At 62.1% G+C, this 15,388-nt stretch carries 15 protein-coding genes and 2 pseudogenes; 11 read left to right on the plus strand and 6 right to left on the minus strand.

The genetic code is table 11. The features are described 5' to 3' along the window. Positions 1 to 31: 31 nt before the first annotated feature. Positions 32 to 451 carry a MarR family winged helix-turn-helix transcriptional regulator gene (locus FFS49_RS38610; RefSeq protein WP_059888489.1) on the minus strand — a complete coding sequence of 140 codons (420 nt, stop codon included), beginning with the start codon at positions 449 to 451 and terminating at the stop codon, positions 32 to 34. A 235-nt stretch (positions 452 to 686) separates the two neighbouring features. Further along, entirely contained in the window at positions 687 to 1,646 is a 960-nt protein-coding gene (locus tag FFS49_RS38615) for a hypothetical protein (RefSeq protein WP_059888486.1), read from the minus strand. A 612-nt stretch (positions 1,647 to 2,258) separates the two neighbouring features. Here FFS49_RS38615 and FFS49_RS42810 point away from each other — a divergent pair. From FFS49_RS42810 to FFS49_RS38630, 3 genes and pseudogenes are all read left to right on the plus strand, one after another. Next, positions 2,259 to 2,414: pseudogene (locus FFS49_RS42810) on the plus strand (phage integrase N-terminal SAM-like domain-containing protein); the annotation flags it as partial. Between the two features lie 591 nt (positions 2,415 to 3,005). After that, complete coding sequence (locus FFS49_RS38625; protein ID WP_080323245.1) at positions 3,006 to 3,506, plus strand: antitoxin Xre/MbcA/ParS toxin-binding domain-containing protein; 501 nt, start codon at positions 3,006 to 3,008, stop codon at positions 3,504 to 3,506. After that, positions 3,503 to 3,973, plus strand: coding sequence for an RES family NAD+ phosphorylase (locus FFS49_RS38630; protein ID WP_059888482.1), 471 nt, complete (start codon positions 3,503 to 3,505; stop codon positions 3,971 to 3,973). Before FFS49_RS38625 ends, FFS49_RS38630 begins: the two co-directional genes overlap by 4 nt. Positions 3,974 to 4,042: 69 nt before the next feature. On the opposite strand, the pseudogene FFS49_RS38635 reads toward FFS49_RS38630, so the two are convergent. Beyond that, positions 4,043 to 4,387 (minus strand): annotated as a pseudogene (locus FFS49_RS38635) (DDE-type integrase/transposase/recombinase); the annotation flags it as partial. 196 nt (positions 4,388 to 4,583) lie between these two features. Here FFS49_RS38635 and FFS49_RS38640 point away from each other — a divergent pair. Next, positions 4,584 to 5,009 carry a GNAT family N-acetyltransferase gene (locus FFS49_RS38640; protein ID WP_059888480.1) on the plus strand — a complete coding sequence of 142 codons (426 nt, stop codon included), beginning with the start codon at positions 4,584 to 4,586 and terminating at the stop codon, positions 5,007 to 5,009. 369 nt (positions 5,010 to 5,378) lie between these two features. Here the strand turns inward: FFS49_RS38640 and FFS49_RS38650 are convergent, their stop codons facing one another. Next, positions 5,379 to 6,551, minus strand: coding sequence for a tyrosine-type recombinase/integrase (locus FFS49_RS38650; protein ID WP_059888478.1), 1,173 nt, complete (start codon positions 6,549 to 6,551; stop codon positions 5,379 to 5,381). A gap of 156 nt (positions 6,552 to 6,707) precedes the next feature. On the opposite strand from FFS49_RS38650, the gene FFS49_RS38655 reads away from it, so the two are divergent. After that, the gene (locus FFS49_RS38655; RefSeq protein ID WP_060081971.1) at positions 6,708 to 7,730 is read left to right on the plus strand and encodes a DNA-binding protein; all 1,023 of its coding nucleotides are present in this window, start codon (positions 6,708 to 6,710) and stop codon (positions 7,728 to 7,730) included. Next, a complete protein-coding gene (locus FFS49_RS38660; protein ID WP_081071385.1) occupies positions 7,727 to 7,930 on the plus strand; it encodes a hypothetical protein in 204 nt (67 codons plus the stop codon). The genes FFS49_RS38655 and FFS49_RS38660 overlap by 4 nt, the downstream gene beginning before the upstream one ends. 53 nt (positions 7,931 to 7,983) lie before the next feature. Here the strand turns inward: FFS49_RS38660 and FFS49_RS42290 are convergent, their stop codons facing one another. Then, positions 7,984 to 8,148, minus strand: a complete 165-nt coding sequence (locus FFS49_RS42290; protein ID WP_155632599.1) for a hypothetical protein — start codon at positions 8,146 to 8,148, stop codon at positions 7,984 to 7,986. Between the two features lie 192 nt (positions 8,149 to 8,340). Between FFS49_RS42290 and FFS49_RS38665 the strand changes: the two genes are divergently transcribed. The 3 genes from FFS49_RS38665 to FFS49_RS38675 are packed head-to-tail and all read left to right on the plus strand — an operon-like array spanning position 8,341 to position 10,773. Further along, positions 8,341 to 9,168, plus strand: a complete 828-nt coding sequence (locus FFS49_RS38665; RefSeq protein ID WP_060092518.1) for a TIGR04255 family protein — start codon at positions 8,341 to 8,343, stop codon at positions 9,166 to 9,168. Further along, positions 9,165 to 9,830, plus strand: coding sequence for a hypothetical protein (locus FFS49_RS38670; RefSeq protein ID WP_060092516.1), 666 nt, complete (start codon positions 9,165 to 9,167; stop codon positions 9,828 to 9,830). Before FFS49_RS38665 ends, FFS49_RS38670 begins: the two co-directional genes overlap by 4 nt. 10 nt (positions 9,831 to 9,840) lie before the next feature. Next, entirely contained in the window at positions 9,841 to 10,773 is a 933-nt protein-coding gene (locus FFS49_RS38675; protein WP_060092514.1) for a hypothetical protein, read from the plus strand. Between the two features lie 554 nt (positions 10,774 to 11,327). Here FFS49_RS38675 and FFS49_RS38680 read toward each other — a convergent pair. Then, on the minus strand, positions 11,328 to 12,590 hold the full coding sequence (locus tag FFS49_RS38680) for a hypothetical protein (RefSeq protein WP_060092512.1): 1,263 nt from the start codon (positions 12,588 to 12,590) through the stop codon (positions 11,328 to 11,330). 523 nt (positions 12,591 to 13,113) lie between these two features. Here FFS49_RS38680 and FFS49_RS38685 point away from each other — a divergent pair. Further along, positions 13,114 to 14,820, plus strand: coding sequence for a DUF3141 domain-containing protein (locus FFS49_RS38685; RefSeq protein ID WP_226285495.1), 1,707 nt, complete (start codon positions 13,114 to 13,116; stop codon positions 14,818 to 14,820). A 4-nt stretch (positions 14,821 to 14,824) separates the two neighbouring features. Next, entirely contained in the window at positions 14,825 to 15,343 is a 519-nt protein-coding gene (locus FFS49_RS38690; RefSeq protein ID WP_171026905.1) for a hypothetical protein, read from the plus strand. The last annotated feature ends 45 nt before the right edge of the window (positions 15,344 to 15,388 follow it).

Consider the following 15,388-nt stretch of genomic DNA (forward strand, 5'->3'; position numbering starts at 1 on the left):
TAGCGGCCCTGCGCAGCCTGATGCGCGGAGGTTAGCTGCCCTTTTTGTCGAACACCCAGCCGAACGTGCCATAAATCGCCTTGTGTTCGGCCGCAAGTTCGAGCAAGAATTTCTCGCCCTTGGGCGTGAGGTGAACTTGCACCTGGCGACGGTCGGCAGGATCGGGTTTGCGCGTCACGAGCCCTGCCGATTCGCAGCGCGAGACGAGCGCCGCCGTGCCGTTCGGCGCAGCCTGAAGCCGCTCCGCGAGTTCGCCGACGGTCGCCCATTTCCGGTCGGGAAAGCCGCAAACGTGCAGGAGCAACTGATACTGGAGCGTCGTGATGCCGGCCGCGTTGGCGATCTCTTCTGAGGCGCGCAGAAACTTGCGCAAGTCGTACCGGAACGCCGACATCGCCTCGAGGTCGTCCTTGCCCGGAAGCGTACGTCTAGATGATTTGCCTGAATTCATGTCCTGCCCCTGGTGCCTTGCCGGTTGTGCCGCATCGCGCAGGCAAACTGGCCGTCGGGGAGGTTAGCGCATTAATCATCAACCTGCCAATCGCCGGAAGGTCAAGCGCCACGGGAACCCGCGCGCATTTTTGCTGAGACCGAGACTGGCCAGGGCCTGTTTACATATGGAACGTCCATGCGAAACTGCGCCCGTTCGCAGGTCTGATCGTAAGCTGGTTCCAGGACCGGGCCGGTCATCCAGTCACACGCGGTACGGCTGACGGGATGCGCCTGAAAACCAGGAAGCAGGCCGTTAGCAATGTACTGCCCACAGCGACGGCAACCGGAAAATACCAGTCCGCACGCGGCATGACCTGCGGCAGAAGACTGACCGCAAGCGCGGGGATAACGTGCACGCGACTCAGGCGCAAGGTGGCGACACCGACCAGCATCGCCAGTGCAGTGGACAGAGCGCCCACATCAAAGAGCGCGACCGCTGCCACGCCGGCCGCAGCCGTAATCGTGCAAACACAAGGCATCATGGCGGGACGTTGAGCCCAAGGACACACGTCGGAATGCGAAAACATCTCAAAGGCGATGACGACGAGGGGCGGAAAAAACACCATCCTCAACCCGCTCCAGGTTGAAAGAAGATAAGCCAGCAGTAAAAATACCGCGAAGAACGGCACCCATGAGAATTGCCCAGGCAAGCGCTCAAGTTCGTCGTCGATCACATCAGCTGCAGTGTCCCGTTTCGACGGCATGTCAGCGGAAAGAACCTTCCGATGCAGCATCGACAGACCGGCGAGTACGCAGGTGCCAGCCAGTATTGAAGCGGGATACCACCAGCTCGTTTCGCCAAGTGCCAGCGCGAGAAAGCAGGCTGAGATTGCGGGCGCCACGGGCGATCTCAGCCCTTTGATGATTGCGATAGACCCCACAATACATACCGAGATCGACCATGGTCCATACGGCATGTGGCGGGTGACAACGATCCCCAGCAATGCGGTCAGGGCCGGGGTGATCGCAAGCATCAGTGGCGCACGGGCCCACACGCCACGCGGCCGAACGAAAACGTCATAGGAGAGCGCGGCAAGCTCGGGAAAGAGAATCGAAGCGATACCGGCCGCAGAGGCGACCTTTGCGATGCCACTCATGAAGCAGAGGGAAATGAGAATGCCGAACAGGACGATGCGTGATTCCGACTTGTGCATATAAGGTATGGGGCTGGCTCCCGGCCGAGTGGACATATATCGGAAACGGTGTGCCGGGCGTGACAGCAGACGGTGACGTCTGAGCGCTTCAACTGGATTCTGCTTGCCGCCGGCGAGTCCCCGGCGCCGTATTGACTGACCTTGACGCGGCAGATATCGGGGCGGCCGGCATGCGAGTTCCGCGAGTTCAACCGCGGGAACGTTGCCGACTCAAGGTGCTCATCCTGAAGCTTCCCATAGTGGGAAGGTCAAGCGGGAATAGGGAGCCAGATCGCACGCTGGCCGATCCGGGCCGTCCGGAGCCCAGGCGATCATCGCGAAATCTGCGCAGAAGGTCGGTAAAGAGCCTTTGTCTGCCGCTTCAGTCTCTTTCTTTGATCAAGTCGGCAACAACTTCCGGCATCGCGATTCGAATGGCTGGTTCCTGACGACGCCGACATATGAGTGTCTCAACGACGATGCCGTCGAATGACGCTTCATGTCCGGCGGACTAAACCGCTCGCGCGGTAGGGGGCTCCGGCTAAGCGCCTGCGGTTCATCGGAGGTTCGCCGCGCGGTTCCGTATGTTGACGAATGAGGCAATCCGCCTCGTTCTTCAACCGGAGCCGAATCATGACCTCCTCCCAACCGGCCGTCAGCCCGCTGCGCCAGCGTATGATCGACGACATGCGCATGCGCCAGCTCGCCCCCAAGACGCAGGCCAACTATCTGCGCATCGTGCGCGAGTTCGCGCGGTTTCTCGAGCGCTCGCCCGATACCGCCACCGTCACCAAGGCTCTGTTGCGTAACTCAGCTCGAGGCGAAACTACCCCAAACCCCAGACGGATTTATGCCACAGCCACGGTCTGCGGCCGTCCGAGTGGGGTGAAGCGGTTGAGCAGGGCTATTCATGCGGCCACCTCCTTGCCCAGCAGCGCGTCATAGCAGCTTGCAGGCGGAATCTCGACATTGACCACCGGGCAGTCAACCTAGCGGGGGCGCAAATTCCTCGCGCAGCGCCTTGAGATCCGGCAACCTGCCGTCCACCAGCAATGCGTTCAGTCCTCGTCTCGAGCGGCACCGGAACAAACGCCGGCGGCGCCATAGACTGCACGGCCACTGCATGACGCGGGTCTTGCTCCGGCGTCTTGCCGAGTTGCCGATGAGCCGATGAGCCGGTCGGTCAGGTCGCAAATGCCGACCATTCCGGGATGAGGTCGACATCCGGCCGGTTCAGGTCAATCACGGCATCTGGATCAAAACGGAGTCGGCGTCCACACGATCGGGACGATCGTCGCCACCAAATGAGATCAATTGATTACCAAATGAGATTGAGCTATACTTTGAGAGTAGATAATTCTCATATGAGAGGTGATCGACATGGCGACTCACTCCCACACCGGCGCACCTGCTGCGAAGCGTTCTTCTTCACGTGCCGCGCGAGCCTACGTCGGTAGTAATGGATTCGGCGTCCAGCCGCACGACTTCGAAGCGTTTGGGAAGATGGACCCGCTTGCGCAGCGCGAAACGATTCGCGACGGTATGGAATCGATTGTTGTTGAACGGGTCGCCAAGGAACTACTGCACGTGCCGCTGCAAACGCTGCTGACGGGCCTTAGCCTCCCGACCTCGACCATTCTGCGCAAGATTTCGAATGAAGAGCGTCTGTCGGGTGCGGAATCGGATCGCGTGGCTCGCGTGCTGTACGTGTTCGAGCAGGCGACACAGGTGTTCGAGGATTCAGAGCTTGCGGCCGAATGGATGCAGCGTTCCAACGCGGAGCTTGGCGGCCTCAAGCCACTTGAAGTGCTCGACTCACAGCCGGGCTATGACCGCGTTCGTGACATCCTGCTGCGCGCGACGTTCGGCATTCCCGCATGAAGGTATATCGACTCGCGAAGGAAAAACGCGGCCACTATCTCGCCGATGACCTCAGCGGCAACGGCGCCGCGATCGCCGGCGGCCGATGGAATCCACGCGGCATGCGCGTGCTCTACACCTGCTGTAATGCATCAACCGCCGTGCTGGAAACGCTCGTTCATTTGTCGGGCTTGCTGCCAGCCGGCGGCCTTTTCCTCGTCACACTGGACGTGCCGGACGTGGCATACGAGAACGCTTACCAGCCGGAACTACCGCCGGACTGGGACGAACTCGGCCGCGACCCGGGCACCACGGCTGAAATCGGCCGGCACTGGCTCGAACGGGGCGACCATCTCGCGATGCGCGTGCCGTCCGTGGTGTGTCTGGCGGACTTTAACCTGCTGCTCAACCCGTTGCACCCCGCTATGGCCAGCGTGCGCGTGATCGGCAAAGAGCCGTTCAAGCTCGACCCGCGCCTTTTCAGCTAAGGATGGTGTTCAAAAGGCGTTATCACGTTGGCGCCCAGTTGACACATCGCGGACAGGCGAGACAATTTCTCAGAAACCGGTAGGCGGATTTTGGGCGAGCCCCGTAAACTGGCGCCAGGCTTCGAACCGGATCGCGAGTTGTTTTCGATAGAGCGAGGCGCGCAGCAAGTGTTGCCGGATCGGACCGAAGCACGACAGGAACGTCTGTGTACGATCGGGCAGTCGGAAACCGCGCATGCGGCGCTCGCGTTCACGCGTGGGCTGATGACTGTTCTCGGTACGGTTGTTAACGCGTGCAGCCGCTTTGACGAAGACGTGCTTCACGTTCGCCAGTTCCGGGATTTCAGCTTTCGCCGCGCGGTAACTGCCCAATTGATCGGTGACGATCGCTACCGACGCGTTGCCAAGGAGCCGCGCGTGCTGCTGAAGATGTCGAAGGCTGGCCACTGTCTGCGCACAAAGAGGCTTCAGCCGTTCAGGGAACGAAGCGAATCTCCTGCTTTATCGGGTCTTTCACCGGTCGTGAACCTACCTACGAAAAACTCCTAACCGCGCAAAAACGTGAGACGACGTAGGATGCCTCGGAACAGATTGACCGCAGGACAGCACCATGCATCCCTACTACGCAACCGCGCAGGACATCCCCGATGTGGAACGTCTTTTCCGTGAGTGCGACCTCCCCGTTGAAGGCATTCGTGAGCACATCGATCACTATTTAGTGTCGAGGGACAGCGGTGGCGTCATTGGATGCGCCGGGCTCGAACACTATGGCAAAGTCGGGTTCCTTCGGGGAATCGCCGTTGCGCGACGTGCGCGAATGGCGGGGCTGAGTGACTTTATCCTGTCCATCCTCGTCGCAGATGCGCGACAGCACGGGGTCGAGTCGCTGGTCGCGCTCTCCGACGGTGTCGCATCCTATTTCGAGAAAATCGGATTCACATCAGCAGACGCATCAGAGTTGCCTCCCGATCTACGTCGCTCGCTGGCGCGAACGTCGCCTCGCGTGGCGCTCAAGATCATGCAAGTCACGTTGTAGGCATCCACTGCAAGTTCTGATTTTCAGCGGCGGTGGAGTTGACCGAGCCGTAAGCTAAAATGTACCGCCCTGGTAATGCCGGGCGAAGCTATGGGACGCTTAGGCAAGGCCCTCGGCTTTCAGTGCAGCCTGGACAGCAGGGCGGGTTGCAACACGAGCGTGGAACGCAACCAAGATCGGCCAGAACTACATGGGCATCCAGACAAGCATGTATGTCGGCCCCGCGCGGATGGCATCGATGGCGACGCCGTACCAGGCTTTCATCATCGCCTATCCGATGAGTTTTCCCTGTCGACCGGCCATCGCTGCAACCCAATATTTACGATGTTTGCGTATCGTGGATACAGTCGATTGCGCGTGCCAACTGGGCTACCAGTCGATGCGATGTTTCTGCTCGGTTTCCTGATGCCGATCGTCGTCGTCTGCATGCAGGTACAGGCTCGTCGTGGTGAGCGATGCGTGCCCAAGGTTGTCGCGGATCATGCGCAGGTCGACGTTGCCGTCGGCCATGTGCGAACCCGCACTATGGCGCAGCCAATGCGCCGAGGCGCGATCGAGCTGCGCCGCGCGGGCAGCGTAATCCTCGCCGCGCAGGCGCAACTTTTCCGCCGCACCCGCGAAAATGCCCTTGACGATCGTGTGGAGGGCTGCACGCGTGAGGGGCTTCATGGACTTGCCGAGTGGCAGCACGAGTGGGATAGGCTCGCGTGGGGCCGGCAGGACCGGCAGACCGCGCTCGTGCCGGTAGCGTCCGAGTTCGACCATCATTTCGGCGGAGGCCGGCACCAGGCGCTCCTTTTCTCCCTTGCCGGTAATTTCGAGCCACCAGCGCTCGTGCCCGTCGGCATCGCGCCGGCAGAAAAAGTCTCCCATCGTGTTGGTGCTGACTTCCGTGATCCGCAGGCCGCCCAGGTAGAGCAGGGTGAACAGCCACCGCGCGCGCCAGTAGCGTTCGCGTTCGCGGTCTGTCTCGCGCGGCAGGCTGTCGATGTAGACCTTGACCTCCTGCCAGAGATCGCGCTCGAGAAAGCGCGTCACGCGCGGCGTGGCGCGCCGTGCCCGCTGGCGTGAGAGCGAGAGTGGGTTGCCGGCGAGGTAGCCGGCCTCGACGAGCCAGGCGAACAGGGCGTTGACGATCACGATGGCCTGACGCTGGCTGGTGGGGGCGAGCGGACCGTGGAACGGCCGCCAACGTGGATCGTGACGCGGGAACTTGCGGCCGCTGGCGACCCAGCGCCCGCGCGGTTGCGGATCGGCGAGAAAGCGCTGATACACGAGTAGGTCCTCGTGCGTGAGCGACGACAGCGGCTTGCCGAGCTCGACGAGTGACCACAGCAGCAGGCGCTCGGCTTCCTTGCGGTAGTTCTCGAAGGTGGTTTTCGTCTCGACGACGCGCGCGAGCCACGCGCGGATCGCGCTCAGATCGTCGTTGGCTGCGATCTGTCGCCGGCCCGGAGTGCGGTTGATGCCGTCCCGGCCATCCAGTGCGGCAGGAATTTCGAGTGCATCGAGTGGCCGTGGTGCGATCAGGGCAATCTGCATGGCGCGAGTATGACGTTGGGTGAGACACGGCGATTTTCGCATGACCATACCAAGGTTTCAACATTATACGGATAATGTCAAAATGTGAGCTTCAAAAGGTAGGAAACAAACGGTTTATGCAGTAATATTTATTGGAATTTGCTACTCCAGCTCCCCATGTCCAACGCGCCCCTTGACGAAATCCACCTCGCCGCCGAGATCGAGCGCCTCAAGGCTGCCTTTCCGCGGACGCGCGAGCTGTACCGCGAGGCCTGTGTACTGCTGTTCTTTCGCTTTGGCATCACGCCCACAGCGAACCGCCTTTACCAGCTGGTGCGCCGTGGCAGCATGAGCACGCCGGTGGCCGTGCTCGCGGAGTTCTGGACCGACCTGCGCGAAAAAAGCCGCATGCGGATCGAGCACGCGGACCTGCCCGAGGATCTGCAGGACGCAGCCGGCGAGCTTGTGGCCGCGCTCTGGAAGCGTGCCGCGTCGGCCGCTGAAGCATCGCTCGCCGCGCTGCGCGACGACGTCGAAGGGGCGCGCCGTGTCGCTGAAGCTTCGGTCGCGACAATACGGGCCGATCTCTCACGCACAGAAGCCGCACTCGAGCAACGCACGAGCGCTCTGCTCGCGGCACAGGTTCAGGTGAGTGAGCTGGAGCGGGCACTGGCCGCTGCCGGCGCGACACGCAGCGCGCTGGAAGGCGAAATTGCGCGCCTGCAGCAGGACGGCCGTGAGCGCGAGTCTGCGCTCGCACAGACTCGCGCTGATTTCGCGGCTGAACTCGACAAGCTGCGTGCCAGCGCCGAACTGGCAGAAACGCGTCTGCAGGCGACGGAGAAGCGTGCGTTGCTTGAGATCGAGCGCGAGCGCAGCGCGGCTTTACGCCTTCAGCGAGAACTCGAAAGCGCGCAGCAACGTGCAAGCCGCGACGGTGAACGTGCGCAGGGGGAGATCCAGGCCCTGCAAACGCAACTGGGTGATCTGCGCCATCATGCGGGCATGCTGGAGGGGCGACTGGCGACGCTGCAGGCGAACTACGATGCGCAGATCCAGGAAACCGTAGCGCTGCGACAGAAATCGACTAGTCCGGCGGGTAGCGCACCGGAGCGCCGCATGTCTCGCCGCGCCGGGCGTGCCGCCGGCGGTCCAGTGAAGTCCCTGCGTGGTAGCCGAAAACCTGCCGTCGGGACGTGAAATTGATCAAACGACAGCGGCGTCAGTCGGTCTGCCCGGAGATCGGCGCGTTGATGCGTTACGGACAGCGTGTTGTGCGCGTGGTGGCGGAAGCGCGCGGTGAGCGCGTGATCATTGAGTCGGTCGACGAGGACGGGAGATTTTTCCGCAGCACGGTGAAATGGGTCAACCTCTCAGCGCTTACCGCACAGTTGTTCTGATCGCGCGACGGTCGGCCAATGATACAAATTTTACTTCCGCAATGAACCAACTTTTACTTCGTCGGACGCTCGCGGATCGCGGCTTCCGGCGGCAGCCCCTTGTGGTCTGGTCGCTTGCTCGCTCCGCTGGCTTTCAGCCGGGCCCACATCGCGTCGGCCGCCGCATCGAGCAACTGCCGCACGTCGACACCGATTTGGTTCTTCTGCTGGTTTCCCATCGTGTTGGTCGGTAAGTGGAAGGCCCCCGTTCTGGCGGGACGTAAAGTACCCTACCCCCAATTTTACCCATTATTCGCAACGGTGCTAATACCGATTATCACCGTTGACTAGGCCGGGCGAGGGTGTCCAAAATTGTGTCCAAGGCAATCCAACTGCGATTACAATCGACCCATACTCTAAGGAACCCGGCCATGCAGACCCTTGGCAGCTGGAAACACGCGCCGCTTGCCTATGTCGCCGCCGAGCTGCGGCTCGCGAGCATCCTCAATCTCGATCCGTTCGCCGCGAGCCTGCAGGATGCGCTCGGCGCGCGCTTTCCGCGCCTGGTGCGTGGACAACAGTTCGGCTTCATCTTCGAGCCGCAGGGCGTGCGTCAGCAGGTCGCGCCGCGCTTCCACTTCCTGACCGCCGAGGCCGACGCCTGCGTGGTGCTGACCGCGGACGTGCTGGCACTGCACGTGACGCGCTACACCGATTCCGCCGCGTTCAGCGCACTGTTCACCGAGGTGGTCGCGGCGCTCGTGCAGGTACGGGAACACCAGTTCGTCGAGCGCGTCGGCCTGCGCTATTGGGACATCGTGCATGCCGAGGGCGGCCTCGGGGTTGCCGATTTCTTTGCCGCCCCGCTGTCCGCCTTGCTGGTGCCGGTCAACGGCGCGCGGCTGGCGCGCGATGTCCATGAGCTGACCTATGAAGTGTCCGGCCCGCCCCCGCACGTGGCGACCACGCGCCTGAGCCTCACCGCGCCGGTGGCGCAACCCCAGCCGCTCAATCTGATGCTGGTGCCCGAGCTGATCCCGTCGTCGCGGCTGCAGTCCACTCAGGAATTAGCAGCGACGGACTCGGCGGCGAAGGTCGGCTATCTCGACATCGATGTCTCGACCGAGATCAAAGCTGCGGTCGACGTGGCCCGCTTTGCCGGCGTGATGCGCGTCCTGCACGAGACCCAATCCGCGCTGTTCAAGGGGCTGACAAGCGCACGGGGGCAGGCCTATTGGAAAGATGGAGCGCAATCATGATCCAGCTGATTGACGCATGCGTGCCGGTATGGTCGCCCGCATGGTGGCCACTCGACGACTTTGCGATCTCCACCGGCGGGGCGATCTCGATGTCCAGCGTGGCGCCGGACGTGATTTCGATCGCGGCGGGCTATCGTTCCGCCTCGGACCAACCGGCTGAAATTCGGATCGATGAGGAGGCGTTGCCGGTCGAGTACTATGCCGCCTACACCCGCCACCTTCGGACGCGGGTGGCCCCGTCGTCGGCCGTGCCTGCTCGCGCCGTGCCGCTGCGCGAACGGCTGATGGCCGTGAAGGCGGGTCTTGGGTTGTCGACGAAGGAGCTGGCCGAGTCGCTACGCTGCGTGCGCGCTTCCGTGTACAACTGGCTGGATCCGTCCCATCAGGGACAAGTCAACGATGACGCGATGGAGCGCCTGGCGGCGCTTGAAAAGCTCACGAAGATCTGGAACGCCTACGGAGTCGGCGCGTTGGGCGGTCATCTGCACGGCATGGCGCTGGAGGGCGAGGACGGTCGAAGCCTGTTCGCGCTGCTGAAGGAGGCGCCGATTGACCTCCCGCGCTGCGAAGCGGCGCTGCGCGCGATCGCCGATCAGTGCCGCGCGCAGATCGCGGCGTCGCGCCGCGTCGACGACCTCGTCGCGCGCGGCTTTGGCGTCTGAGAGGTCACGATTGGACGAGACCCGCAACCCGCCCGCGATTGGTAGCCGACTCAACGACAAGGGATGGCAGCAAGGCGCGATTGCCGGGGCGGCTGCGACCGCGACGGTGGTCGCAGCACTTCGGCGGCAGGGGCGCGATGACCTTGCCGATCAGCTCGAACGAGGTGACGCGTGTGCCATCGCGATCAGCCAGACTTGCGACATCGTCTGCGTGTCCGATGAGGCCGAGCCGTATCTCGAATTTGCGGTCGCGGCGATCCGCGCGGGGGCGCCCAACCCCCAGGACACGTTTCTGAAAAGCTTTCGCCGCTTCGCGGCACGGCTCACCGACGGCGCCCGGCACCTGACGTTTCGCCCGTGGGATCGCTGTCTGGTGGGCCGCGCCGCGCTGGTTGACGCGACCCCGTCGGACGATCTCGCGATCGACCGACGCGCCTGCCAGGATCTGGTCGACTGGCTGACGATGCGCTACAAGCGGGCCGCGCTGCCCGATGCGTTCAACGAGCGCCTAAAGCGGTCCGGCGCCGAGGACAAGCTGCGCAAGGCGCTGGCTGCCGCGCCGGCGATCACGGAGATCTTCCTGCTGCTGAACCCGCGCCACGCGGAATTGACGGATGAATCCGTCCCGTACCAGTGCGACGTCGTGTTGCTGTGCCGACGCGATGTCTACACAGACAGCGCGGTGCGTGAGGCGATCGAGCCTGTGGTGCTCGAGTTCGAGACGATTCTGGCCGCCGTGCCCGGTATCGAGGTGGAGAACGTCCACCTGCGCGGCGAACACGATTTCAGCCGCCACGCAATGCGCGAATACGACCGCTGGCAGTTCGATGACGTGTCCTATGCAGCCGACTATCGAGCGACCAAGAATCCGTCTTCGGCGCAACGGACGCATGCCTACTCCGTGGAATCGTCTCGGGGTACCGGTCAGCCCAAGGCGGACTGATCACGCGGACCGGCGGTGCTGCAACGGCCGTGCATTATCACGCTTGAAATGACTGCGCCGTGCGATTGGGCTAGCCTCAGCCTCTTTCCAACTTATTTAGAAATAAAGATTCGGATAGTTGACAAACTCGTGGCAGACCTGTGGCCGGTTCGGCCGATTTGGCCGCCTTCGGCGCGTTTGGCAGTCTGGACGGCCGAGGGGGAAGCGGGTACGTGCCTCATGGTTTCCACGGGGGGCATAGGCCCTGATCTTTTGCGCGAGCGCCCTGGGGAGTGCGATCGCACAGATTGCTATCCTTTGGACGCTGCGTCACGGTGCCCATCTATACGCAGGATGCGCGCTTTGTGGGGCAATCTCACATCGGTCACAGTCGGCAGCGTGGGACTGCGCCTTTTTCACATTCCCGCCCGCCCAACGGTCCAGACGTAGGACCCGAGGCAACAGGTCTGGTTTCAGCGAATACTGCAACGATCTCGCATACACCCGGGAGGCCATTTCGCTCACGTGTCGCACATTCTGCTCGTGCTGCGATTGCCGAGCCACGTCAGAAGGCATTAAAGTGCTTTCGCAATTGCTTCGACAGGCTTCATACCGGCACCAAAGCGCTCGATGCTCGCACGGTGCTCCTTGAGCGCTCCATATGGAAGGTACTTGATGCCGAGTTCGCTGACCCGCGAGAACGCCGGGCGAGCCAACTGGCTTCGCACGTCGTTTTCCCGTGCGTCCGGGGCGACCAAGTAAAGATGCCGTTGTGCAGACGTGACGGAGCCGAGTGCAAGATCGAGCAGGCGGACAATGCCCGAATAGATTGAGGTCGTATGCTCGACCTCGAACGCCGCAGCGACGGACCCGTCAGGATCAAGCCATATCACGTCGATGAGCGGCACTGTATCCGCTCCATTGATGCTAAGCGAAGCGGGCAGCTCAGCCACGCATCCGTCCGCGAGTTTGCCGCCAGCATACGGGCGCGAACGGTCGTTGGTCGCGATCCAGACCCGGAAGCCGAGCGCGTGCCCGAGATCACGCAACCAGCCCTGAACCTCGGTATGAGTGGCGTCCTGCTGCCGGTTTGCTTCGAGTTGCTTCATGAGCACAGCCGACTGCGCACGCACCGCGTCCAGATCCTTTATCCAAGCGTCGTGCGAAGCGGCGTCGCCGTATGCAACCGGTGGCAACGGGTAGCGGTCCATGCCGACATCGAACAGAAAGCCAGCAATGGCGCCAAGGTCGTTTGACAGCAGCGTTCGATGTTCGCGATTCAGACCAAGAATGCCCTCGCGCATCGCCAGATAGTGATCCCAGCGCCCCAGTTTCACGTTCGCCCGCATGATCGCATTGAAGCCCTTTACGATGGCGGTATTGAACGGGCTGACAAGCGTCGGGTGTATGAAATACAGCAGATTTGCCACTGCCGGCCCCAGCCCCTTTATGCCGTGGGAATCCAGCATCCGGATCGCGGAGAGAACTTCTTCCGATTCGTTGCAGCAGTCACATGTATCAAGCAGTTTGCCGAACGCACGCTGGTTTGCCGGATTCTCGTAGATATCGGGGATGCGCAGCTTCGGCTTCCAGAGAAATGCATGATCGGCGCCCTTGAATATCTGGCGCTGCTCCGCAACCGATGCAACAACCGTCTCTAGCGTGGAGCCGCGGTATGCATTCCCGAAAGTGCCGGCTTCGATTTCCTTCACGACCTGCCGGATGCCTTGGCGAATCGAGCGGAAGTTCTTCAAGCGCTCCGGCCACAAAAACCATGTCTGGAAAGTCCCTGCAGGGTCTGTCTTCCAGTGTTCAATCAGCGTACGAAGGGTGTCCATGTTCGTGTGTGCTTGTTTCTGTTGCCGCTGCGAGTCTATCACTAGGCGTGCGTCGGTCCTGCGCACGCACTGCCCGTCGCTCCGCGACTGCCAATGCCCGAACTTTTGTCTCGCGATGGGAACGTCCCCCGTTAGCGGGAAAAGCCTTGACCTTCCCAGCGCTGGAATGTCGAAAATAAAACTGTCTTACCAACAAACGGAGTTTCAACATCGAACTGCAAGTACCGGATATGACCTGCGGACACTGCTCTGGCGTGATCGCGGGGGCCGTGCAGGTCGTCGCTCGCGGGCGAAAGTCAAGCTTGATCCACATCAAGCACGCCGAACCCACAATTGCTACGGTGAGGCTGTTTTGCCAATGCAAGGTGCCGGACCTCTGCAGGTGCCCTTCTGCCAAGTGCCGCACTGCCACTCCCCGTGAATGGAGAACGGATCAATGTCTGAAACCGAGGTGAACTTGCCCGTGCAGTCCACCGCACATTCGAAACGCAGCAAGGCGACGCCTGCGCCGCGCGAGTCTGCCATGGTCTCACCGCCTGAGGGACTGGCTGGAACGGAAACTGATAACGCCCTCCGGGACGCGCTGGATTATCTGCGCGACTTCACTGAACGCAGCGTGCTGTTCTGGGACGCATTGCGGGAGCGGGCTGATAACATGATCGGGCACGAGCGCGCGGGAAAGCCGCCGCTCCTCGACTTCGACCATGAGTTGCTGCTCGATGCGCGCCGTTTCGAGCGCCCAGCCAATTACGCACTGCTGCGGATCACGCGCGCCGGCGACGTCTGCTTCGACGCCTGTTTCGATCCGTCGAAGCCGCCCGTCGTCATCGTCGATCCTCGTGCCGGGCACGGCCCCGGCATCGGCGGCTTCAAGCGCGACTCCGAAGTGGGCATGGCCATGCACGAAGGCCATACGGTGTACTTCGTTACTTTCTTTCCAGAGCCCTGTCCGGGCCAGACGCTCGCCGACGTGCTGCACGCACTGAGGCGATTCGTCGGGGAAGTCGCGCGACGGCACCCCGGCAAGCCGCCGGTCCTGTACGGTAACTGCCAGGCGGGCTGGGCGATCACGCTGCTTTCAGCCGACTGCGAAGGGCTTGTCGGCCCGGCGGTGCTCAACGGCTCACCGCTTTCCTACTGGGCAGGTGAGTCCGGCGTGAATCCCATGCGCATTGCCGGCGGGCTGGTCGGCGGTGCCTGGCTCACGCACCTGCTTGCCGATATGGATGCCGGCCGCTTCGACGGCGCGTGGCTCGCGGCAAACTTCGAAAACCTGAAGCCGGAAGCGGTCTGGGACAAGTACGCAAACCTGTTCACCCATATCGACACCGAGCGCGAGCGCTTTCTTGAATTCGAGCGCTGGTGGAACGGCTTCTACTTCCTGAGCCGGGAGGAAATCCTCGCCATCGTCGAAAATCTGTTCATCGGCAACCGGCTGGAGGAGGGAAAAGTCCGGATTTGCGAAGACTGTGTCGCCGACCTGCGGCGCATCCGCAATCCGCTCGTGATCTTCGCGTCCTGGGGCGATAACATCACGCCGCCCCAGCAGGCGCTGGGGTGGATTCCGGCGGTCTACCGGAACACCGATGATCTCAAGGCGGCCGGGCAGCGGATCGTCTACCTGACGAACCCTCATGCCGGCCATCTGGGACTCTTCGTATCGGCGAGCGTGGCACGCCTCGAGCATCGGGCGATTCTCGAAAGTCTCGAGGAGATCGAGTCCCTTGCACCGGGCCTCTACGAGATGAAGATCGACAATCCCACGGGAAATCCGGATTGTCGTCAACCGCAGTACGCCGTGCGCTTCGAGGAACGACAGGTCCAGGATCTCGACTTTGGGACACCTCACGAAGCGTTCGAGCATGTGCGCCAGCTCTCCGAGCTGAACGAGAGCGCATACCGCACGTTCATCAGTCCGCTCGTGCGCACCTTCGCCAATCCGTGGAGTGCCGCGATGCTGGAGTGGATGCATCCGATGCGAACCAGTCGTTACATGTTCTCGGAAATGTTCAGCCCATGGATGAACGGTATCGCCCAGCTCGCCAGACTGCTGGAAAAGCGCCGCACACCGTTACCCGCCGGCAACCCCTTCCTTGCGCAGGAACGGGCCCTCATCCAGCAGGTTTCTGAAACCATTGTGACGGCACGCGGGCAACGTGATGCAGCTGAGGAGCAGGCTTTCTCTCTGCTGTTTGGCTCCCTCGCGACACCGGCTCGCGCCAAGGCATAGCATCGTGATGCAGACACCGCGGTCCCTGCATCAGCTTGTGGACAAAGCCCGCTCCCTTGCCCCCATCCGCGTTGCGGTAGCGGGCGCGGAACAGGACCTGGTCATCGAGACGATGCGCGAAGCGCAGGAGCAGGGATGGATTGAACCGCGCCTCGTGGGCGTGTCTCAGGCCATTCAGCAGCTTGCCTGGTCGGCCGGATGGCGGGTGCAGGACGAGTGGATCGCACCTGCCGAGAGCGATGGCCACGCGGCGGCCCAGGCGGTGGAGCTGGTGCGTCGTGGTGCTGCCGATGTCGTGATGAAGGGGCGCCTGCATACCGATACGCTGATGCACGCGCTGCTCGACGCTGAACGGGGACTGCGTGTGCCGGGCCTGCGGGTCAGCCATCTGTTCGTGATCGAGGTGCCCTCTCATTCGAAGCTGCTCGGTGTCACCGATGCTGCTGTCAACATCACTGTTGATTTCCACCGAGTCTTAACCCACCGATTTCATCTAAATCTGACCCACCCCGAGACAGCGTAGTACATCTATTCCGGTGTGGATAACTCTTCGTTACCCGCTGGTTTT

The sequence above is a fragment of the Burkholderia sp. 4NA327C6 genome, from assembly GCF_005502655.1.
GTDB lineage: Bacteria > Pseudomonadota > Gammaproteobacteria > Burkholderiales > Burkholderiaceae > Burkholderia > Burkholderia contaminans.